20 protein-coding genes are annotated in these 21,283 nt (G+C 71.9%); 6 read left to right on the top strand and 14 right to left on the bottom strand.

The window, feature by feature from the left end:
- Positions 1-47: 47 nt before the first annotated feature.
- Genes era through ybeY form a run of 4 tightly spaced genes read right to left on the bottom strand, consistent with a single transcriptional unit; the run spans position 48 to position 4,125 of the window.
- Positions 48-965, bottom strand: coding sequence for a GTPase Era (gene era, locus ABEA81_RS27310; RefSeq protein WP_345608513.1), 918 nt, complete (start codon positions 963-965; stop codon positions 48-50).
- On the bottom strand, positions 962-2,191 hold the full coding sequence (lhgO, locus tag ABEA81_RS27305; protein WP_345608511.1) for an L-2-hydroxyglutarate oxidase: 1,230 nt from the start codon (positions 2,189-2,191) through the stop codon (positions 962-964). The genes era and lhgO overlap by 4 nt, the downstream gene beginning before the upstream one ends.
- A gap of 36 nt (positions 2,192-2,227) precedes the next feature.
- Positions 2,228-3,583: a hemolysin family protein gene (locus ABEA81_RS27300; protein WP_345608509.1), complete on the bottom strand. Its 1,356-nt coding sequence runs from the start codon at positions 3,581-3,583 to the stop codon at positions 2,228-2,230.
- A 5-nt stretch (positions 3,584-3,588) separates the two neighbouring features.
- On the bottom strand, positions 3,589-4,125 hold the full coding sequence (gene ybeY / locus ABEA81_RS27295) for an rRNA maturation RNase YbeY (RefSeq protein WP_345608507.1): 537 nt from the start codon (positions 4,123-4,125) through the stop codon (positions 3,589-3,591).
- 73 nt (positions 4,126-4,198) lie between these two features.
- On the opposite strand from ybeY, the gene ABEA81_RS27290 reads away from it, so the two are divergent.
- On the top strand, positions 4,199-5,431 hold the full coding sequence (locus ABEA81_RS27290; protein ID WP_345608505.1) for an FAD-binding protein: 1,233 nt from the start codon (positions 4,199-4,201) through the stop codon (positions 5,429-5,431).
- A gap of 3 nt (positions 5,432-5,434) precedes the next feature.
- On the opposite strand, the gene ABEA81_RS27285 is transcribed toward ABEA81_RS27290, so the two are convergent.
- The 8 genes from ABEA81_RS27285 to ABEA81_RS27250 form a co-directional block, all read right to left on the bottom strand.
- Entirely contained in the window at positions 5,435-5,578 is a 144-nt protein-coding gene (locus tag ABEA81_RS27285; RefSeq protein ID WP_345608503.1) for a hypothetical protein, read from the bottom strand.
- 108 nt (positions 5,579-5,686) lie between these two features.
- Positions 5,687-6,523, bottom strand: coding sequence for a fumarylacetoacetate hydrolase family protein (locus ABEA81_RS27280; RefSeq protein WP_345608501.1), 837 nt, complete (start codon positions 6,521-6,523; stop codon positions 5,687-5,689).
- Positions 6,524-6,607: 84 nt separating this feature from the next.
- Positions 6,608-8,191, bottom strand: coding sequence for a tripartite tricarboxylate transporter permease (locus ABEA81_RS27275; RefSeq protein WP_345608499.1), 1,584 nt, complete (start codon positions 8,189-8,191; stop codon positions 6,608-6,610).
- 19 nt (positions 8,192-8,210) lie between these two features.
- Positions 8,211-8,741: a tripartite tricarboxylate transporter TctB family protein gene (locus ABEA81_RS27270; RefSeq protein WP_345608497.1), complete on the bottom strand. Its 531-nt coding sequence runs from the start codon at positions 8,739-8,741 to the stop codon at positions 8,211-8,213.
- Positions 8,738-9,706, bottom strand: a complete 969-nt coding sequence (locus ABEA81_RS27265) for a Bug family tripartite tricarboxylate transporter substrate binding protein (RefSeq protein ID WP_345608495.1) — start codon at positions 9,704-9,706, stop codon at positions 8,738-8,740. Before ABEA81_RS27265 ends, ABEA81_RS27270 begins: the two co-directional genes overlap by 4 nt.
- A gap of 42 nt (positions 9,707-9,748) precedes the next feature.
- Entirely contained in the window at positions 9,749-10,195 is a 447-nt protein-coding gene (locus ABEA81_RS27260) for a PaaI family thioesterase (protein WP_345608493.1), read from the bottom strand.
- Positions 10,192-10,980: an enoyl-CoA hydratase-related protein gene (locus ABEA81_RS27255; RefSeq protein WP_345608491.1), complete on the bottom strand. Its 789-nt coding sequence runs from the start codon at positions 10,978-10,980 to the stop codon at positions 10,192-10,194. Before ABEA81_RS27255 ends, ABEA81_RS27260 begins: the two co-directional genes overlap by 4 nt.
- 3 nt (positions 10,981-10,983) lie before the next feature.
- Positions 10,984-12,198, bottom strand: a complete 1,215-nt coding sequence (locus tag ABEA81_RS27250) for a CaiB/BaiF CoA transferase family protein (protein WP_345608489.1) — start codon at positions 12,196-12,198, stop codon at positions 10,984-10,986.
- A 97-nt stretch (positions 12,199-12,295) separates the two neighbouring features.
- Between ABEA81_RS27250 and ABEA81_RS27245 the strand changes: the two genes are divergently transcribed.
- Positions 12,296-13,126, top strand: coding sequence for an IclR family transcriptional regulator (locus ABEA81_RS27245; RefSeq protein ID WP_345608487.1), 831 nt, complete (start codon positions 12,296-12,298; stop codon positions 13,124-13,126).
- A 94-nt stretch (positions 13,127-13,220) separates the two neighbouring features.
- Here ABEA81_RS27245 and ABEA81_RS27240 read toward each other — a convergent pair whose 3' ends face one another.
- Positions 13,221-14,279, bottom strand: a complete 1,059-nt coding sequence (locus ABEA81_RS27240) for a PhoH family protein (RefSeq protein ID WP_345608484.1) — start codon at positions 14,277-14,279, stop codon at positions 13,221-13,223.
- A gap of 135 nt (positions 14,280-14,414) precedes the next feature.
- On the opposite strand from ABEA81_RS27240, the gene ABEA81_RS27235 reads away from it, so the two are divergent.
- The 4 genes from ABEA81_RS27235 (at position 14,415) to ABEA81_RS27220 (ending at position 20,623) form a co-directional block, all read left to right on the top strand.
- Positions 14,415-17,432, top strand: coding sequence for a glycoside hydrolase family 38 N-terminal domain-containing protein (locus tag ABEA81_RS27235; RefSeq protein ID WP_345608482.1), 3,018 nt, complete (start codon positions 14,415-14,417; stop codon positions 17,430-17,432).
- Positions 17,433-17,568: 136 nt separating this feature from the next.
- Positions 17,569-18,855 (top strand): ABC transporter substrate-binding protein, encoded by a 1,287-nt coding sequence (locus ABEA81_RS27230; RefSeq protein ID WP_345608480.1) that lies wholly within the window; start codon positions 17,569-17,571, stop codon positions 18,853-18,855.
- Between the two features lie 65 nt (positions 18,856-18,920).
- A complete protein-coding gene (locus ABEA81_RS27225) occupies positions 18,921-19,793 on the top strand; it encodes a carbohydrate ABC transporter permease (protein ID WP_345608547.1) in 873 nt (290 codons plus the stop codon).
- An 83-nt stretch (positions 19,794-19,876) separates the two neighbouring features.
- The gene (locus tag ABEA81_RS27220; protein WP_345608545.1) at positions 19,877-20,623 is read left to right on the top strand and encodes a carbohydrate ABC transporter permease; all 747 of its coding nucleotides are present in this window, start codon (positions 19,877-19,879) and stop codon (positions 20,621-20,623) included.
- 141 nt (positions 20,624-20,764) lie between these two features.
- Here the strand turns inward: ABEA81_RS27220 and ABEA81_RS27215 are convergent, their stop codons facing one another.
- Positions 20,765-21,241 carry a MarR family transcriptional regulator gene (locus ABEA81_RS27215; RefSeq protein ID WP_345608478.1) on the bottom strand — a complete coding sequence of 159 codons (477 nt, stop codon included), beginning with the start codon at positions 21,239-21,241 and terminating at the stop codon, positions 20,765-20,767.
- Between the last annotated feature and the right edge of the window lie 42 nt (positions 21,242-21,283).

Here is a 21,283-nt window from a genome sequence, read left to right as displayed (position 1 = left end):
TGGCACAGCACGGCGGCAAAGCCACCATGCTGGCGTTCGTGCTGGCGTCAGAAGCCCAGCTTGCGCAGCTGCTTCGGGTCCCGCTGCCAGTCCTTCGCGATCTTCACGTGCAGGTCGAGGTAGATCTTCGTGCCCAGCAGCGCCTCGATCTGACGGCGGGCGTCGGCGCCGACCTGCCGCAGCCGGGAGCCGCCCTTGCCGATCACGATGCCCTTCTGGCTGGACCGCTCGACGTAGATGTTGGCGTGCACGTCCAGCAGGTCGTCCCGGCCCTCGCGCGGCACCATCTCCTCGATCACCACGGCGATCGAGTGCGGCAGCTCGTCGCGCACCCCCTCGAGCGCGGCCTCGCGGACCAGCTCCGCGACGAGCGTCTCCTCGGGCTCGTCGGTGAGCTCGCCGTCCGGGTACAGCGGCGGGCCTTCGGGGAGGCGGGCGACGAGCAGGTCGGCGAGCAGGCCGACCTGGAACCCGTCGACTGCCGAGCAGGGCACGACCTCGGCGAACTCCATGAGCCCGCTCAGCTGGGTGAGCCGCTCGGCGACCTGGTCGGGCTGCGCGATGTCGGTCTTCGTGACGACGCCCAGCACCGGCGTCCGGCCGGCGACCGAGCGCAGCTCGTTCACGATGAACTCGTCGCCGCGGCCCACCGGCTGGTCGGCCGGCACGCAAAAGCCGATCACGTCGACCTCGGCCCACGTCTCCCGCACGACGTCGTTGAGCCGGCTGCCCAGCAGGGTGCGCGGCTTGTGCAGGCCCGGCGTGTCGACGACGACGAGTTGGGCGTCCGCGCGGTGCAGGATGCCGCGGATCGCGTGCCGGGTGGTCTGGGGCCTGCTGGACGTGATCGCGATCTTCTGCCCGATCAGCGCGTTGGTCAGCGTCGACTTGCCGGCGTTCGGCCGTCCGACGAAGCAGGCGAAGCCTGACCGGAAGCCCTCCGGGACGGACGCGAAGCCCGTCACGACGCCGTCAGCGGCGCGAGCTTCTCGCCGGTGAGCTTCTCGAGGATCTCCCGGCCGATCGGCAGCGCCGCAGTGGCCGCGGGCGATGGCGCGTTCAGCACGTGCAGCACGGACCCCGCACCGCTCCCCTGCTCGGCGAACAGGAAGTCGTCGACGAGCGTGCCGTCGGCCTTCACGGCCTGCGCGCGCACGCCCGCGCCCGCCCGGTGCAGGTCCTCCGCGCGCACGTCGGGGAGCATCCGCTGGATCTGCTTGACCATCGCCGCACGCGAGAGCGACCGGTGCATCTCGCCGAAGCCGTACTTCCAGTGCTGCTTGGCGATCTTGAGCATGCCCGGGTAGGTGATCGTCGCGAGGAACTCCTTCGGCTTGACCACGCCCCACGAGTACCCCTCGCGCGCCAGCGCGAGCACCGCGTTCGGGCCGGCGTGCACGTGGCCGTCGATGCCGCGGGTGGCGTGCACGCCCAGGAACGGGAACGCCGGGTCGGGCACCGGGTAGATCAGGCCCTTCACCAGCTCCGCTGCCCGGTCGCTGAAGCCGGAGTACTCACCGCGGAAGGGGATGATCCGCACACCCGGGTCGGCACCCGCCGCCTTCGCGACCTCGTCGCAGCGCAGGCCGGCGCACACGACGACCTGCTTGCCCAGCAGGTCACCCGACGACGTGCGCACCACGACGTCGTCGGCCCGGCGCACGATCTGGTGCACCGCCCGGTTCAGGTGGACCTCGCCACCCTCCTTGCCGACGAGCTCGCCGATCTTCTCCGCGATCACCCGGTAGTCGGTGATGCCGGTGGACGGGACGTACAGCGCGGCGATGCCCCGGACGTGCGGCTCATGCTCGCGCATCCCGGCCTGGTCCAGCTCGTGGTTCTCCACGCCGTTGGCGTCGCCGCGCCGCTTGAGCTCCGCCATCCGCGGCAGCTCCTCCGGGTCGGTGGCCACCACGAGCTTGCCGGTGACCTCGTGCGGCAGGTCGTGCTCCCGGCAGAACGCCACCGTCTCGGCGCAGCCGGCCACCGCGAGGCGCGCCTTGTAGCCGCCGGGCGCGTAGTAGAGCCCGGAGTGGATGACGTTGGAGTTGTTGCCGGTCTGGTGGCGGGCGAGCTGCGGCTCACGCTCGACGACCGCGACCGAACGCCCGGTGCGGGCCACCGCGTGCGCGGTGGCGAGGCCGACGATGCCGCCGCCGACCACGACGACGTCGAACGAGGGAGTGGTCATGTGATGGTCTCCAGATGATGGGTCTCGACGACGGGGTCAGCCTGATCGGGCATCGCTCTCCTCCCGCTGGGCGCCGTCCTCGTCGGGGGCCGGTTGTTCGACGGGCTCCACCAGCACCGTGTTGATCCGCACGCGGCCGCGGGCGTCCTTGCCGCCCTCGGCGAGGAGCCGCAGGCCGGCCACCTCGGTCTCGGCCCCGGGCAGCGGCACCCGGCCGAGCTGCTGGGCGAGCAGCCCGCCGACCGTGTCGACGTCGGCGGCCGCCAGCACCTCGCCGAGATCGTCCTCCAGCCCGGCGGGCCCGGCGGGGCCCGCGAAGAGCTCGAGGAGGTCCTCCACCGGCAGGCGCGCCGACACCCGCAGCCGCCCCTCGTCCAGCTCCTGGACGTCGGGCACCTCGGCGGTGTCGTACTCGTCGGTGATCTCGCCGACGATCTCCTCGAGGATGTCCTCGATGGTCACGACGCCCGCGGTGCCGCCGTACTCGTCCACCACGATCGCCATGTGGTTGCGCGCGGCCTGCATCTCCTTGAGCAGCTCGTCCACCCGCTTGGTGTCGGGCACGAGCACGGCGGGCCGCATGACGTCGACCAGCGGGGCGTCCGGGCGTTCGGCCTGCGCGCGCACGAGGTCCTTCAGGTAGGCGACGCCGATGATGTCGTCGATGTTCTCGCCGAGCACCGGGATGCGCGAGTAGCCGCTCTTCAGGGCGAGCCGCAGCACCTTGTCCACGGGGGTGGCGCGGTCGGTCCAGACGACGTCCGGGCGCGGCACCATCACCTCGCGCACGAGCGTGTCGCCGAGCTCGAAGACCGAGTGGATCATCTGCCGCTCGTCCTCGTCGACCACGCCGCTGGTGCTGGCCATGTCGACGAGCTCCCGCAGCTCCACCTCCGAGGAGAACGGGCCCTGCCGGAACCCCTGCCCCGGCGTGATCGCGTTGCCGACCAGGATCAGCAACTTGGTGAGCGGGCCGAGCAGGGTGGCGAGCGCCCGTACGGGCGCGGCGACGAGCATCCCGATGCGGTAGGGGTGCTGGCGGCCGAGCGTGCGCGGGCCGACGCCGATGAGCACGTAGCTGACCACCACCATGATCGCTCCGGCGGTGAGCGCGCCCGCCCAGTCGTGCTCGAAGATCTGGATGAACGCGATCGCCAGCAGCACGGTGGCGCCGGTCTCGGCGGCGAGCCGCAGCAGCAGGAGCAGGTTGACGTGCCGCGGGCGGTCGGCGGCGACGGCGGCGAGCGCGCGCGAGCCCGGACGCCCCGCGCGCACGAGCGCGTCGACCCGGGCGCGGGACACCGTGTTGAGGGCCGCGTCGGCGGCGGCGAAGAGCCCGGCGAGCGGGACCAGCAGGACCGCGGTGACGATCAGCGGGAGGGTGCCTTCCACCGGGCTCAGGGGTCCTCGAGGCCTGCGGTGCCGAGCACCGCGGAGTCGCTCCGGTGCCGCGCGGCCTGCGCTGCGGCCTGGCGGCGGGCGGTCTGCCAGTCGGAGAGCAGCTTGGCCTGCAGGCCGAACATCTCCCGCTCCTGCTCCGGCTCGGCGTGGTCGTAGCCGAGCAGGTGCAGCACCCCGTGGACGGTGAGCAGGTGCATCTCGTCGGCGAGGGAGTGGCCCGCCTTGCGGGCCTGCGCCTTGGCGAAGTCCGGGCAGAGCACGATGTCGCCCAGCAGCGCCGGACCGGTCTCCGGGGCGTCCGGCCTGCGGGACTCCTCGACCAGCTCGTCCATCGGGAACGACAGGACGTCGGTGGGGCCCGGCTCGTCCATCCACCGCTCGTGCAGCTCGCTCATGACCTCCTCGGTCACGACGAGGATCGACAGCTCCGCCGCGGGGTTGACGTGCATGGCGTCGAGGGAGAAGCGCGCCACCGAGGCCACCAGCGACTCGTCGACGGGAACGCCCGACTCGTTGCACACCTCGATCGACACGTGTTTCCCCTGCTCCACTCGCTCACCGGACAACCAGCCTAGACCGTGGGGCCCGGTAGGTAGGTTCCCCTCCATGGTGACCGCGAACTGGGCAGGCAACGTCGTCTTCTCCTCCCGGGAGGTCCACCGCCCCGATTCGGTGACGCAGCTGCAGGAGCTGGTGGCGCGCAGCGACCGGGTGCGGGCGCTCGGGTCGGGGCACTCGTTCAGCCGGATCGCCGACACCGACGGCGAGCACGTCACGCTCGCCGGGCTCCCGCCCGTCGTCGAGATCGACGCGGCCGCCTCCACCGCGCGCGTCTCGGCGGGCCTGCGCTACGGCGAGGTCACCGGCCGGCTGCACGAGGCGGGGTTCGCCCTGCCCAACCTGGGCTCGCTCCCCCACATCTCCGTGGCGGGCGCCTGCGCCACCGGCACCCACGGGTCCGGACGGGCCAACGGCGTGCTCGCCACCGCCGTCTCCGCCGTCGAGCTGGTGGGCGCCGACGGCGAGCTGCGCACCGTCCGGCGCGGCGACCCGGAGTTCCCCGGCTCGGTCGTGGCGCTCGGCGCGCTCGGCATCGTCACCGCGCTCACGCTGGACCTGCGCCCGACGTTCGGCATCCGGCAGTGGATCTACGAGGGCCTCGCCCTGGAGGACGCCGATGAGGCGCTGACCGGCGGCTACAGCGTCAGCCTCTTCACCCACTGGGCGGGCGCCGGGTTCGAGCAGGTGTGGCTCAAGCAGCTCGACACCGACCCCGAGCCGCCGGTCCGTTGGCTCGGCGCGACGAGGGCCCCCGCGCCGGTGCACATGGTGGCCGGCGTCGACCCGCAGCACTGCACACCCCAGCTGGGCGAGCCGGGCCCGTGGCACGAGCGGCTGCCGCACTTCCGGCTCGCGTTCACCCCGAGCAGCGGCGACGAGCTGCAGTCGGAGTACTTCGTGCCGCGCGGTGCCCTCCCGGACGCCCTGCGCGCCGTCGACGGCGTCCGCGACCACCTGCGGCCGGTGCTGCAGGTCTCCGAGATCCGCACGGTGGCCGCCGACGAGCTGTGGATCTCCCCCGCCCAGGGTCGCGACACCGCGGCCCTGCACTTCACCTGGGTGCCCGACACCGCGGCCGTGCTGCCCGCGGTGGCCGCGCTGGAGTCGGCGCTCGCCGGGTTCGGCACCCGGCCGCACTGGGGCAAGGTGTTCGGCACGGCCCCGGCCACGGTCGCGTCACTCTGGCCGCACCTGCCGGAGTTCGCCACCCTCACGCTGAAGCACGACCCGGAGGGCAAGTTCCGCAACGCGATGATGGAGGCGTACCTGCCCCGCTGATCCTCAGGCCGGCACCACCGGCGACGCCAGTTTCCTGGTGCCCCAGGCGAGCACCACGGCGACCACGGCGATCGCCAGGCCGGGGAGCACCACGGCCGCCGTCGTGGAGCGTTCGACGGGCTGCGGTGACGACGGAGGGTGAGGCATCTGGGCTCCCGGGGCTGGGGGCGTGGTCGCAGTCGGGACCAGCCGCCGGAGCGGAACCCGTCACCGCAGCCGGGATCGGGGCGATGGCGTGCGTCACACGCCGGTCGGCTACCCCTGCACGACCGGGTTGGTCAGCACCCCGACGCCGGGGATGCGGCACTCCGCCACCGTGCCCGGGCGGATGTGCACCGCACCCGGCGTGCCGGTGGAGATGATGTCCCCCGGGTACAGCGGCATCACCGCGCTGTGGAAGCTCACCAGGAACTGCGGGGAGTAGCGCATGCGCGCGACGGTGTTGCTGCGGTGCACGGCCCCGTCCAGCACCGTGCTGACCTCGACTGCGGCGAGGTCGCCCACCTCGGCCAGCGGCACGATCTGCGGCCCGAACGAGAAGAAGCCCGGGAAGTTCTTGGACCGGGTGAGGAACCGCGGGTTGCGCTCCAGGATGTCCTCGGCGGTCTGGTCGAGCACTGTGGTGACGCCGAAGACGTGGTCGAGCGCGTCCTCCTCGCTCACGTTGCGGCAGTAGCGCCCGATCACCAGTGCCAGCTCGGCCTCGGCGGTGGTGCGCGAGCTCTGCGCGGGGATCGGGATCTCCTCGCCGGGGCCGATCACGGTGTGGTCGCCCTTGACGAACGACGCAGGCTCGTCCGGCACCTGCTCGGAGAGGTCGGCGGCGTGGTCGACGTAGTTCAGCCCGATGCCCCAGATCAGCCGCGGGTGCCGGTACGGGGCGCCGAACGCCACCGAGGACTCCGGAACGAACAGCGCGTCGACCGCCGCCTCGGCCGCCTCCGCCAGCTCGCTGAGCCGGTCCTCCACGAGAACCGCGCGCACGTCGCCCGCGAACCCGGGCAGCAGATCACGAACGCGGGCGACACCACGGACGGGATCGACGACGGCGGGAACCTCGATCCCGTCGACGCGGATGGCGGCCAGACGCATATGAGTCCTTTCCTGGGGCCGAGGAAGGTCAGCAAGGTGGCCTTGCTGCCACGACACGGCAGTATGGCCACCTTGCCGGCGTTCTCACCCGGAGCCTCCCGGGGTGCCACCACCCACGTGCTCGTGCTCCGTCGGCGACCGGCGCCCGCCCAGCGTGGCGATCCGGGCCGTGACCGCCCGGCGGATGCGGGGCAGCACCGTCGGCAGCAGCACCAGCACCGCGATCACGACGAGGAGCACGAGGCTCGTCGGGCGGTGCACGAAGATCGTGAAGTCACCGCCGGAGATGATCATCGTCTGCCGCAGCGTCTCCTCGGCGAGCGGCCCGAGCACCAGCGCGATCACCATCGCCGCGGGCGACATGCCGTAGCGCCGCATGAAGAAACCGAGCACACCGCACGCCAGCATGATCGCGACCTCGACGATGCTGCCGTTCACCGAGTACGTCCCCGCCACGCAGAGCAGGATGATCACCGGGGCCAGCATCCGGAACGGGACGCGGGCGATGCTCGCGAAGACCGGGATGCAGAAGACGTTGACCAGCAGCAGCATCACGTTGCCCAGGTACATGCTCGCGATGAGCCCCCACGCGAACTCCGGGTTCTGTTCCATGAGCAGCGGCCCCGGCTGCAGCCCCCACATCAGGAACCCGCCGATCAGCACCGCGGTGGACGCCGAGCCGGGGATGCCCAGCGTCAGCAGCGGCACCATCGCCCCCGCGGACGCGGCGTTGTTCGCCGCCTCGGGCCCGGCCAGCCCGGCCATCGCGCCCTTGCCGAACCGCTCCGGCGTGCGCGAGACCGACTTCTCCAGCGTGTACGACATGAGCGACGCCACCGTGGCGCCCGCCCCCGGCGCCGTGCCGACGGCGAACCCGAGCAGCGAGCCGCGCAGGATCGGGCCGCGCGACTCCCGGACGTCCTGGCGGGTGGGCCAGAACCCGCGGCTGCCCGCGCCCACCGCGAAGTAGCCGAGCCGCTCGAGGTGCCCGCCGCGCCAGAGGGTGTGCAGGATCTCGCCGATGCCGAACAGGCCGATGGCGACCGGGATGAAGTCGATCCCGTTGATCAGTTCCGTGGAGCCGAACGTGTAGCGCTGCGCCCCGCCGCCGATGTCGACGCCGACGGTCGCGAGCGCGAACCCGATGAGCGCCGACAGCGCGCCGAGCAGCCAGTTGCGACCGACGACCACGATGAGCGTGAGCAGGCCCGCGATGACCACCAGGAACAGCTCCGGCGGGCCGAAGCTGCTCGCAACTGCCGCGGTGACCGGGGCTGCGATGCTGATGAGCACCGCGCCCACCGTCCCGGCCACGAACGAGGCGACGGCGGCAATCACCAGAGCGGGACCCGCCCGGCCCTGCCGGGCCAGCGGGTACCCGTCGAACGTGCTGGCGACGGTGGCCGACTCCCCCGGCGTGTTGATCAGCACCGAGGTGATCGTGCCGCCGTACATCGCGCCGTAGTAGACCGCGGCGAGCATGATGATGGCGCCGGTCGGGTCGAGGCCGAACGTGAGCGGCAGCAGGATCGCGAGGCCGGCCGACGGGCCCAGGCCGGGGATCACCCCGACGACCATCCCGATCATCACGCCGGCGGCGAGCAGCAGCACGTTCTGCACGGTGAGCAGCGCCAGGATCCCCTGGCCGAGATCGACGAAGACGTCCACGGTGTCGTCCCCCGGCTTCCTAGAACGGCAGGACGCCGGCGGGTAGGCCGGCGTTCAGCAGCGTCTGGAAGAGCAGGTAGAGCCCCACGGCCAGCCCGACGCCGAGCACGGCGTTCAGCACGGGGTGCTCCCGGTTGAGCAGCCACAGGCAGCCGAGCAGGAACAGCGCGCCGGCGACGAGCGCCCCGAGCACCGTGAACGCGGCGGCGAGCGCGGCGCTGGCCGCGACGACGATCGCCATGGTGCGCGGGTGCCGGCCGAGGTCGGGCCCGTCGGTCCCGGTCCCGGTCGATGGCCCGGTCTCCGTCTCGGCCTCGACGCGCCGCACGCTGCGCACCAGCGCCACGAGGGTGAGCACGATCCCCACCGCGCCGATGAGGCGCGGGAAGAACCCCGGCCCGATCCGTCCCGCGGCGGTTCGCCACTCCATCCCGAGCGCGATCTGGAAGTAGACCGCGAAGACGACGAGCAGGATCCCGAAGAACACCGCCCGCGCACCGACCTGCCACCGGCGGGTCTCGGCTACCGGAGCGGGGTGCACGGCGGTCACAGGGCGCCCCGCTCGGTGAGGATGCGCTTGAAGTCGGCCTGCGTCCTGTCGAGGAACGCGGTGAAGTCCGGACCCCAGCGCAGGTCCTGCGACAGGTGGTTGCTGGCGACGTAGTCCTTCCACTCCTGGGTCTCGACGACCTTCTGCATGGTCGTGATCCACCACTGCTGCGCGTAGTCGGGGGCGCCGGGCGGGAGGATCAGCCCGCGGGGCATCGAAGGGAGGCCGGTGAAGCCGAGCGACTCGTCCGTGGGCACGTCCGGGATCTCCGGCAGCGGCTCGCCCGCGGTGGTGAGCAGCGCCCGCAGCTGGCCGGCCTGCACCTGGCCCAGCACCGTGCCCGGGTTGGAGATGATCGCTTCGAGGCTGCCGGACAGCATGGCGGTCTGCATCTGGCCCTCGTCGTTGAACGGCACGTACTCGATCGCGTAGCCGGCCTGGTCGGCGAGCATCGCCTGGACGATGAAGTCGACGTTGACGGTACCGATCCCGCCGACGACCACGCTGCCCTTGCCGCGCGCGTGCTCCACCCAGCTCGCCCAGTCGGTGACCGGGCTCGTGCCCGGCACCAGGAACAGCGCGTCGTCGGTGGCGAACAGCCCGACCGGCGTGAAGTCCTGCGGCTGCCACCCGGTGTCGGCCTGCAGCGGGGTGGTGATGAACGAGCCGGAGGTCGTCGAGATCGAGTACCCGCTGCCGGCGTCGCCGAGGAGGTGCCCCCACCCGGTGGCCCCGCTGCCGCCCTCCCGGTTCTCGACGACGATGTCGTGCGGGTAGAGCTCGTGCTTCTTCAGGATGTCGACGATCGTGCGGGCCATGATGTCGTTCCCGCCGCCCGGCCCGAAGGCGATCGTCCAGTCCAGGTCCTGCGACGGGTACTCCTCCGGGGACTCGGTGGTCCCGGCGCCGGAGCAGCCTGCCAGGAGCAGCACGGCGGCCGCGGCGAGTGCCCTTCGGAGAAACATGGCGGTCTCCCTTCCCGGCGACGGTGCCGGAGTGCGGGTTCTCTACGTGCGGGGCTTCGGGTCCTTCGCGTCGAGCCGGTGCCACGAGCCGGCGGCGAACGCCACGAGCCGGCCCTCGTCGTCGGTGAGGCGCGATTGCAGGTGCACGATCCGGCGGCCCGCGTTCAGCACCTCCGCCGTGCAGCGGCCGGGGCCGGTGAGCGGGCGGAAGAACCGCAGGTTCATCTCGATCGTCACAGCGGTCGACAGGAAGCGGTGGCACAGGTGCCCCATCGACACGTCCATCGCGGTGGCGAGCACCCCGCCGTGCATCGACCCCTGCGGGTTGCACAGGTGCGCCGCGTAGGGCAGCGCGACGGTGCAGGTCCGGGCCTCGTCGTCGTAGGAGATGCCCAGGTCCAGGAAGCGGGCCAGGAAGAACGCACCGAACTCCGGACGCGCCTGGGCTGCCGCCTCGGCGGCCCGGGTCACCGCAGCGTCGGGGCTCATTTCCACGTGAACCGGGGCGGGCGCTTCTCCAGGAACGCGCGCACGCCCTCGGCGTAGTCACCGGTGTCGAACGACCCGTTGCGGATCGCGGTGGTCTCGGCGTCGTCGCGGAGCTGCCCGGCCACGACGCGGCGGACCATCTCCTTGCCCTTCCGCACGCTGTACTGCGCCCGCGTGGTGACGACCTCGGCGAACCCGTACGTGGTGGCGGCGAGGTCGTCGGCGGGAACGACCTCGTCGAACAGGCCGAGCTGCAGTGCGCGGTCGGCGGGGATCTGCTGCCCCGAGACGAGGATCCAGGTGGCGCGCGACGGCCCGGCGAGGTCGACGATCCGCCGGGTGGACTCGAGGCCGTAGACGAGGCCGAGCTTGGCCGGGGTGATCGCGAAGCGGGCGCGGTCGTCGGCGAACCGAAGGTCGCAGGCGAGCGCCAGGCCCGCGCCGCCGCCGATGCAGTAGCCGTGGATCATCGCGATCGTCGGCTTCACCATGCCGTCCAGCGCCCGCTCGGCCGCGGCGACGTGCTCGTTGTAGCGGCGGGCGCGCTCGGCGTCGCCGCGCTCCCGCTCGAACTCCGCGATGTCGGCGCCGGAGGCGAAGGACTTCTGCCCGGCCCCCCGAAGCACCACGACCTTCACGTCCGGGTCGGCGTCGAGCCCGCCGAGCAGGCCGGGCAACTCCCGATACATGTCGATGGTGATCGCGTTGTGGCTCTGCGGCCGGTTGAGCACGACGGTGGCGACGCCGTCGGGCCCCTCGCCGTCGATCAGGATCTGGTCGGACATGCTTCAGGAAGCCTGCCTTCCGGGGTGGGCGTCGAAGGCGACTCCGGTCGCGAACAGCTCGGCCACCTCGTCGTCGCGGATGCCGCTGTCGCGCAGCACCTGCCCGGTGTGCTGGCCGAGCCACGGCGCGGGGCCGCGCACCCGGAAGTCGATGCCGGAGAACTTGGTGGGTGGCGCGATCGTGCGCATCGGCCCCATGATCGGGTGCTCCTGCTCGACGATCATGCCGCGCTCGATGACGTGCGGGTCGTCGAGCGCCTCGGCGTAGGTGAGCACCGGGCCACCGGGCACGCCCGCCCGGTCGAGGCGCTTGATCCATTCATCCGTGGTGCGGGCGGTGGTGAGCCGCTCGATCTCGACCTCGAGCTCGTCGATGTGCGCCATCCGGTCGCTCAGCGTCGTGAACCGCGGGTCGGTGAGCCACTCCGGCCGGTCGAGCACGCCGGTGACCAGGCGCTTCCAGAGCCGGTCGTTGTTGGCGCCGATCGTGACGTAGCCGTCGGCGGTGCGGTACGCCTGGTACGGCGTGGACCGCCGGTGCCGGGTGCCGGTCGCCGCGGGCTCCTCGCCCCCGCCGAACCAGGCGCCCGACTCCCACACCGTCCACGCGAGGCCCGCGTCGACCAGGGAGATGTCCAGGTACTGGCCCTCGCCGGTCCGCTGACGCTGGATCTGGGCCGCGAGCACGGAGTAGATCGCGGTGGCTCCCGCGGCGATGTCGTTGATCGCGATGCCGACCTTGGCCGGGCGGCCGCCGGGCTCGCCCGTCATGCGCATCAGGCCGGTCGCGCCCTGGGCCATGATGTCGAAGCCCGGCCGGTCCCGGTACGGCCCGGTCTGCCCGAACCCGCTGATCGAGCAGTAGATGACGTCGGGGCGCACGGCACGCACGGCCGCGTAGTCGATGCCGAGGCGGCGGACCACGCCCGGCCGGAAGTTCTCGATCACCAGGTCGACGTCGGCGGCGAGGCGTAGGAAGAGCTCGCGCCCGCGGTCCGTCTTGAGGTCGAGCGAGATGCTGCGCTTGCTGCGGTTGGGCATCGCGAAGGGGTAGCTCTCGCCCTCCACCTTCGGCGCGAGCCTGCGGGAGTCATCGCCGGTGACGGGCTGCTCGACCTTGATCACATCGGCGCCCAGCTCGGCCAACACCATCGTGCAGTAGGGCCCGGAGAGGAACCGGGTCAGATCGAGGACGCGGAATCCGTCGAGCGGGAGCACCGTACCGCCTTTCCCGTATCACGGGATACCATCCCGTGTTGTGGAAACACTACGATCCGTTTCCGGCCTGGTCAAGGGCTCGAGCAGTGGAGGCGCGGTGGACGGGGACGCAGCGGACGCCCCCTCGCGGGCCGGCGTCCAGTCGATCGACCGGGCCGTCGCGATCCTGCGCTGCTTCGACGCGCGCCGCCCCGAGCTGGGCATCAGCGAGATCGCCCGCATGACGGGGCTGTCGACGAGCACCACGCACCGCCTGCTCGCCGCGATGCAGAGCAACAGCCTCGTGCGCCAGACCCCCGGCCGCCGCTACGGGCTCGGTCCGCTGCTCGTGCAGCTCGCGCGCAGCGGGGCCGTGCCGACCACCCTGCGCGACGCGGCGCTCCCGTTCCTGCGCGCGCTGCGCGACGAGATCGAGGAGACGGTGGCCGTCCACGAGCTGCTGCCCACCGACGAACGCGCCGTCGTCGACCAGGTCGAGAGCCACCAGGAGCTGCGGCGCACCTACACCGACATCGGCGTGCCGCTCGCCCTGCCCCACGGCGCCCCCGGCAAGGCGATCCTCGCGATGCTGCCGCCCGCCCGCCAGGAGCGCTGGCTCTCCCGGCCGATCCCCGCCGCGACCCCGCGGACGATCACCGACCCGGACGAGCTGCGCGCCCAGCTCGCCACGATCCGCACCCGCGGCTGGGCGGAGTCACTGGCCGAGCGCTACCCGGGCATCCGCGCCGTCGCGGCCCCGCTCTTCGACGACACCGGCGCCGTGGTCGGCGCCCTCGGCACGTCGGTGCCCGAGGTGCGGATGGACGACCGCCGCGCCGCCGAGCTGGGTGCGCGCGTGAAAGCCGTGGCCTGGTCGGTGTCCGAGACGTTGGGCGCGACGACGGAGGCGGTGGCCCGCACGGTGGAGGCGGCCGGCGGCGGCGCCTGACGCACCCCGAGCCCGCTCACGCACCCCCATTCGCGCCACGCGCCCGTCGACGGGCAGCCCGGAGCCACCCGGGGCGCGTCGGCGGGCGCTGCGGTCAGCGGCGGTTGCGGCGCCTGTGGTCCTGGGGCGGGCCGTTGCGGGGCGCGGCGGCGCGGAGGTTGGGGCGCTCGCCCGCCGCGTCCCACCTCGCGTAGGCGTCGACGATGTCGGACACCAGCCGGTGGCGCACCACGTCCTTGCTGCCGAGCTGGGCGAAGTGGATGTCGTCCACGTCCCCGAGGATGTCGCGGACGACGGTGAGCCCGGAGCGGGTGCTGCCGGGCAGGTCGACCTGCGTGATGTCGCCGGTGACGACGACCTTCGAGCCGAAGCCGAGCCGGGTGAGGAACATCTTCATCTGCTCGGGCGTGGTGTTCTGCGCCTCGTCGAGGATGATGAAGGCGTCGTTCAGCGTGCGCCCACGCATGTAGGCCAGCGGGGCCACCTCGATCGTGCCCGCGGCGATCAGCTTCGGGATCGACTCCGGGTCGATCATGTCGTGCAGCGCGTCGTACAGCGGCCGCAGGTACGGGTCGATCTTCTCGTAGAGCGTGCCCGGCAGGTAGCCCAGCCGCTCCCCCGCCTCGACGGCCGGGCGCGTGAGGATGATCCGGTTGACCATCTTGGCCTGCAGCGCCTGCACGGCCTTGGCCATCGCCAGGTACGTCTTGCCGGTGCCCGCCGGGCCGATGCCGAAGACGATGGTGTGGGCGTCGATGGCGTCGACGTAGCGCTTCTGGTTGAGCGTCTTGGGCCGGATGGTCTTGCCGCGCCGGGACAGGATGTCGAGCGAGAGCACCTCGGCGGGCGACTCCCCGATGCGGGCGCGTTCGTCGGCCTCTCCGTCGCCGAGCATCTCGACGGTGCGCCGCACGGCGTCGGGCGAGACCTGCTGGCCCCGCTCGGCCAGCATGATCAGTTCGGTGAAGACGCGTTCGGCGAAGGCCACGTCGGCCGGGGTCCCGGTGAGGGTGAGCTCGTTGCCGCGGACGTGGACGTCGGCCTCGAGCATCTCCTCGGCGACGCGGAGGCTCTCGTCGCGCGAGCCCAGCAGCGCGAGCAGAGCGGCGTCCGGAACGGCCATGCGGGACTGGACGGGATCCGGATGGGTCAAGGGGTGTGCCGCCTGCTTCCTGTCTCTGCTCGTGGGACGCGACCGATGGTACCGCCTGCACCCGACGGAACGCCCACCGTTTCGCGGTGGCGCCGCCCTTGACACGGCATTTAGTCCACCGATTGGATTTAACGCATGCACGACGACTCGAAGCTGGTCCTGCAGCGGATCGCGCGCTTCGTCCGCGAGCGGCTCGTCCCGGCGATGTACCGCGAGCGGGTGCCGCTCGAGGTCACCGCGTGGACGGCGCCCGGCGAACCCGTGCCGTTCGCGGAGGCGGTGCGGCAGGAGTTCACCCCGTTCCCGGTGGGCTCGCCATGGGGCAGGCCGTGGGGCACGGTGTGGTTCCACGTCACCGGCACCGTGCCGGACGGCTGGACCGACCCCGGAACGCGCCCCGAGCTCTCCGTCGACCTCGGGTTCGCAGGCGTGCAGCCCGGCTTCCAGTCCGAGGGGCTGGCATACACACCGGAGGGAACGGTGGTGGCGGCCGTCGAGCCGCGCAATGCGCACGTCCCGCTCCCGGGCGGGCCGGGATCCGCGGTCGACCTGTACGTCGAGGCGGCGTCCAACCCCGGCGTCGCGAGCGACTGGACGTACGCCCCCACCCGGATGGGCGACCTCGCCACGGCCGGCGACGACCCGCTCTACCGGCTCGTCGCCGCCGACATCGCGCTGCTCGACGTGCCGGTCTGGGAGCTGGCGCAGGACTTCTGGACGCTGTCCGGCCTGGTCACCGAGCTGCCCGCGGACCTGCCGCGGCGCGCCGACGTGCTGCGCGCGCTGGAGCGGGCCGTCGACGCCGTCGACCCCGATGACGTGGCGGGCACCGCCGAGCAGGGCCGGGCCGAGCTGGCCGGCGCGCTGGCGGGCCCCGCGTGGCCGAGCGCGCACCGGGTGCACGCCGTCGGGCACGCCCACATCGACTCGGCCTGGCTGTGGCCGGTGCGCGAGACCGTCCGCAAGGTCGCCCGCACGTTCGCGAACGTCCTGGACCTGATGGACACCGATGACGAGTTCGTGTTCGCCGCGTCCTCGGCCCAGCAGTACGCCTGGCTGCAGGAGCACCAGCCGGAGCTCTTCGAGCGCGTCAAGCGGCGCGTGGCCGAGGGCCGGTTCGTGCCCGTCGGCGGGATGTGGGTCGAGTCGGACACCAACATGCCCGGCGGCGAGGCGCTGGCCCGCCAGTTCGTGGCCGGCAAGCGGTTCTTCACCGAACAGCTGGGGGTGGAGCCGCTCGAGGTGTGGCTGCCCGACTCCTTCGGCTACTCCGCCGCGCTCCCGCAGCTCATCACGGCCGCCGGTTCCCGCTGGTTCCTCACCCAGAAGATCTCCTGGAACGAGACGAACGTGATGCCCCACCACACGTTCCGCTGGGAGGGCATCGACGGCACGCAGGTGTTCACGCACTTCCCGCCGGTGGACACGTACAACTCCGAGCTGTCGCAGCACGAGCTGCACCGCGCGCAGCGCCGGTACGCCGAGAAGGGGCGCGCGAACACCTCGCTGGTGCCGTTCGGCTGGGGCGACGGCGGCGGCGGGCCCACCCGCGAGATGCTCGCCGCCGCGGCCCGCACGAAGTCCCTCGAGGGCTCGCCCACCGTCCGGATGACCACGCCGGCCGAGTTCTTCTCCACCGCCGAGGCCGAGTACCCCCGACCCCCCGTCTGGTCGGGAGAGCTGTACCTCGAGTTCCACCGCGGCACCTACACCTCGCAGGCCCGCACCAAGCGCGGCAACCGGCGCAGCGAGCACCTGCTGCGCGAGGCCGAGCTGTGGGCCGCGACCGCGGCCGTCCGGACCGGCCTGCCCTACCCCGCCGACGTCCTCGAGCGCTGCTGGCACACGGTGCTCCTGCAGCAGTTCCACGACATCCTGCCCGGCACCTCGATCGCCTGGGTGCACCAGGAGGCCGAGCGCAACTACGCCCGCGTCGCCGAGGAGCTCGAAGGCGTCATCGCCCGCTCGCTCGCCGCTCTCGCGGGCGAGGGGGACGGCCCAGTGGCCGTCAACGCGGGTCCGTATCCGGTCGACGGCGTCCCCGCGCTGGGCGGCGGCCCGATCGCCGTGCCGGCCGAGCCGGTGCGCGTCGAGGAGGACGCCGGCGGCACCGTGCTGGACAACGACGTCGTCCGCGCCGTGATCGACCGGCGGGGCCTGCTCACCTCGGTGTACGACCTCGCCGCCGACCGCGAGCTCGTGCCGCCCGGCGCGGCGGCGAACCTGCTGCAGCTGCACCGCGACACCCCCACCCAGTGGGACGCGTGGGACATCGACGAGCACTACCGCCGCCACGGCCGCGACGTCACCGACGTCGCCGAGCTGGCGGTCGTCGACCGCGGGCCGGAACGGGCCGCCGTGCGGGTCGTGCGCAAGGCGGGGGCGTCGACGATCACGCAGGTCGTGTCCCTCGACGCCGGGTCCGCGGCGATCGACGTCGACACGCACGTCGACTGGCACGAGCGGCAGAAGCTGCTCAAGCTCGCCTTCCCGGTGGACGTGCACGCCGAGCGGGCGACGTCGGAGATCCAGTTCGGGCACCTGCACCGGCCGATCCACACCAACACCTCGTGGGACGCCGCCCGGTTCGAGACCGTGGCCCACCGCTGGGTGCACGTCGGAGAGCCCGGCTACGGCGTGGCCGTCGCGAACGACTCGACGTACGGCCACGACGTCACCCGCTCCACCCGGCCGGACGGCGGCACGACCACCGTGGTGCGACTGTCGCTGCTGCGCGCCCCGCTCTTCCCCGACCCCACCGCCGACCAGGGCGAACACCGGCTGCGGGTGTCCCTGCGCGCCGGCGCGACGATCGCCGACGCGGTGGCGGAGGGCTACCGGCTGAACCTGCCGCTGCGCACCGTCCGGGGTAGCTCGCCGATCGCCCCGCTGGTGACCGTCGACTCGCCCGCGGTGGTCGTCGAGGCCGTGAAGCTGGCCGAGGACGGCAGCGGCGACGTCGTCGTCCGGCTGTACGAGGCGCACGGCGGGCGGGCGAGCACCCGGATCACGGCGGCCTTCGAGCACTCCGGCGTGGTCGAGACCGACCTCCTCGAGCGGCCGCTCCGGGAGCCGATCGCACTCTCCGCCGACGGCACGCGGCTGCGCCTGCGCCCGTTCCGGATCGCGACGCTTCGGTTCCGCCGGTCATGAACAACCGATGCTGATCCGTCATTGACACCCGTGTGAGCCGAGCCATAGCGTCGACCGCCGAGTAAGGGCTTTCCGCCTACCCCGTCAAAGCGGACGAGAGGCCAGTATGCCACCGCAGAAATCCCATTTGCCGAGTATGCCCGCGTCTACTCGGCGGACGTTCCTGTCGCTCGTCGGCGCCCTCGGCCTCGGCGGCGCGCTGGCGGCCTGCGGTGGCGACAGCGGCGGTCTCGACAGCGGCGGAGGGTCCGGCGGCGGCAAGCCGACCCTCAAGCAGTGGTACCACCTGTACGGCGAGTCGGGCACCGAGCAGGCCGTGCAGCGGTACGCCCAGGGTTACGACAAGGCCGCCGTCGAGGTGCAGTGGACGCCCGGTGACTACGAGTCGAAGCTGTCGTCCGGGCTGCTGTCCGACAACGGCCCGGACGTGTTCGAGTACCAGCTCAACGCGGACATGGTCCGCAGCGGGCAGATCGTCGAGCTCGACGACATCGTCGGGCCGGTGCGGGACGATTACACCGGCACCGACATCACCGCCACGTCGCTCGACGGGTCGGTCTACGGCGTCAAGATCGTCGACGACACCGGGTTCCTCTACTACCGCAAGAGCCTGCTCGCCGCGGCGGGCGTGCAGCCGCCCAAGACGATGGACGAGCTGATCGACGCCACCCGCGCGCTGGACCGGAACGGTGTCAAGGGCCTGTTCATCGGCAACGACGCCGGCGTCACCCCGGCGTTCGGTGGCGGTGCCCTGCTCGACCTCGTGCTGTGGTCGGCCGGCACGGCGAACCTCACCGCGGACAACAAGGTCGGCTTCACCACGCCCGAGGCGAAGGACTCGTTCCGCAAGCTGCAACAGCTCGCCCAGAGCGGCTCGATCCTGCTCGGGGCGCCCACCGATTTCTGGGACCCGTCGGCGTTCACCCAGGAGCTCTGCGCCATGCAGTGGACCGGGCTGTGGGCGATGCCGAAGATCCTGGAGACCTTCGGCGACGACGTCGGCATCGTGCCGTGGCCCGCACTCAGCGCCACGGTCGGCAAGCCGGTCACCTTCCTCGGCGGCTGGACGTCGATGGTCAGCGCCAAGGCCACGGACGTCGACATGGCCAAGGACTTCGTCAAGTGGCTGTGGATCGACAACGCACAGGCGCAGGAGGACTTCAACCTCAACTACGGCTTCCACATCCCGCCCCGCAAGAGCATCGCCGCGGGCGCCCAGAAGCTGCAGGAAGGCGTGGCCGCCGAGGCCCTGCGCATCTTCAACGAGTCCGCGGTGGCGCCGAACCCGATGTGGACGCCGAAGATGAAGTCGGCCTTCGCCGATGCCGCCACCGCGATCGTGCGCGGGGGCGGCGACATCGACGCCGAGCTCGCCAAGGCGCAGCAGACGGTCGAGGCCGAGCTGGCCCGCCTCGCGGCGTGACTGCGGTACAGACGCCCCCGGCGGCGGCGCGCGCGGTGGGCGCCCGCCCGCGCCGCCGCGGGAGCATGGGGGCCACCCCGGCGTTCTGGCTCTTCATGGGGCCGTTCCTCGCGGGGCTGGTCGTGTTCGTGTACCTGCCGATCGCGTGGAGCTTCGTCCTCAGCTTCAACCGCGCGCAGAACACCGTGCAGGCCCGCGAGTTCGTCGGGCTCCAGAACTACATCGACCTGCTCACGCCCGGGCCGTTCCTGGACAGCCTGTGGACGTTCACGATCTTCGCCGCGATCATCGTGCCGCTCACGTTCGTGCTGTCGTTGCTGCTCGCGGTGCTGCTGAACCAGATCACGATCGCGCGGGCGTTCTTCCGGTCGGCGTTCTTCCTGCCCACGGCGTGCTCGTACGTCGTCGCCTCGCTGGTCTGGAAGCTGTCGATCTTCAACGGGGTGCGGTTCGGGCTGGCCAACCAGGTGCTCTCGCTGTTCGGGGTGGAGAACATCGCGTGGCTGTCGTCGGTGAACCCGCCGTGGTACTGGCTCGTGATCGCCACCGTGCGGCTGTGGCTGCAGCTCGGCTTCTACATCATCCTGTTCCTGGCCGGCCTGCAGCGGATCTCGCCGGAGCTCTACGAGGCCGCCTACGTCGACGGCGCCAAGGCCGGGTGGCAGACGTTCCGCCACATCACCCTGCCGCAGCTGCGGACGACGTCGGTGGCGGTGCTGCTGCTCAACCTGATCGCGGCCTACCAGGCCTTCGACGAGTTCTACAACCTGCTGGGCAACAGCTCGCTCGCCCGGCCGCCGCTCGTCTACCTCTACTACACCGCGCAGGGCAACCAGGACTACGGCCACGGCAGCGCGGGCGCGATGATCCTCGCCGGCCTGATCGTGCTGGTGACGCTGCTGCAGAACCGCGTGTACGGGTTCGGGAGGCCCGAGTGAACCAGTCGAGCGTTCCCGGCACCGTGGCGCGGTACGCCGCGCTGGTCGTCGCGACGGTGCTGTTCCTGCTGCCGTTCTACCTGATGCTGCGCAACGCGCTCGCCACCGACAAGGAGATCACCGGCGTCGACTGGACGATCTTCCCGACCTCCCTGCGGTGGGGCAACATCGCCGAGGTCTTCGAGGACTCGTCGGCGAACTACGCGCGCACCCTGTTCAACTCGGCGTTCATCGCGGTGACGCAGACCGTCGGCACGGTGCTGCTCTCGTCGATGGCGGGGTACGCGCTGGCCCGCATCCCGTTCCGGTTCGCCACGCCGATCTTCTACGCGGTGCTGCTGACGCTGATGGTGCCGCCCGCGGTGACGTTCGTGCCGAGCTTCATCATCGTGTCCCGGCTGGGCTGGGTGAACTCCTACCAGGGCATCATCGTCCCGGTGCTGTTCAGCGGGTTCACCGCGTTCCTCTTCCGGCAGTACTTCCTCAACTTCCCGCGCGAGCTGGAGGAGGCCGGGCGCATCGACGGTCTCGGCCACCTCGGCGTCTACTGGCGGATCGTCGTGCCGAACTCGCTGGGCTTCTTCGCCGCCATCTCGGTCATCACGGCCATCGCATCGTGGAACCAGTTCCTGTGGCCGCTCGTCGTCGGGCAGGACCGGTCGATGTGGACGGTGCAGGTCTCGCTCTCCACGCTGATGACGGCGCAGACGATCAACCTGCACCAGGTGTTCATGGCCGCGCTGATCTCGATCGTGCCCCTGGTGCTGGTGTTCGTCTTCCTGCAGCGCTACCTGGTGCAGGGAGTAGCGGAGACGGGGATCAAGGGCTGACCCCGACCAGCGGAGAGCGAGGTCGCGGCCGCCGCACACATCCATCCGGCACCGCGCACACGCCCGGACGTGTGCGCCGACCCCACACGATGTGTGTGGCCACGCGCCCGTCGCTCTGCGTTCCGTCGGAGCGGCGCGTCGCTACTCCCCCGCCAGCTCGGCGGCCGCCGTCCGCCCGGCGGCGGTCGTGCGGCGGAGGAAGTCGGCGATCAGCTCCAGCTCGGCCTCGGTGTAACCCGCGCAGAGCTCGTCGAGCGCGGTGTTCATCCCCGCGTAGAGGCGGAACAGCTCGGCGTTGCGCCCCCGCACCGCGCGGACGGCGACCGCCCGCCGGTCCGACGCCGCCGGGTCCCGCTCGCGGACGATCCAGCCGCCGCGCTGGAGCCGGTCGAGGACGCCCGTCATCGTCGCGGGGTGCAGCCCGGCGCGGCGGGCGAGGGCGCTCGGGCTCAGCGGGCCGTGCCTGCCGATCAGCTCGAGGCAGTCCAGGTCGACGTCCTTGAGCGCGACCTTCGTCCCCACCTGGTGGTGGACCAGCGAGAGCTGGGTGCGCAGCTCCCGCAGCGACTCCTTGACCGCCCTCGTGAGGCGGCGGTGACCAACTCGTACGGAACTCATATGATTTGGTCCTAATATCGTCTCGAATGCAGGCCCATCCTA

This window comes from Pseudonocardia adelaidensis (assembly GCF_039543345.1).
GTDB lineage: Bacteria > Actinomycetota > Actinomycetes > Mycobacteriales > Pseudonocardiaceae > Pseudonocardia > Pseudonocardia adelaidensis.
This window is presented reverse-complemented; position numbering and strand designations above follow the sequence as displayed.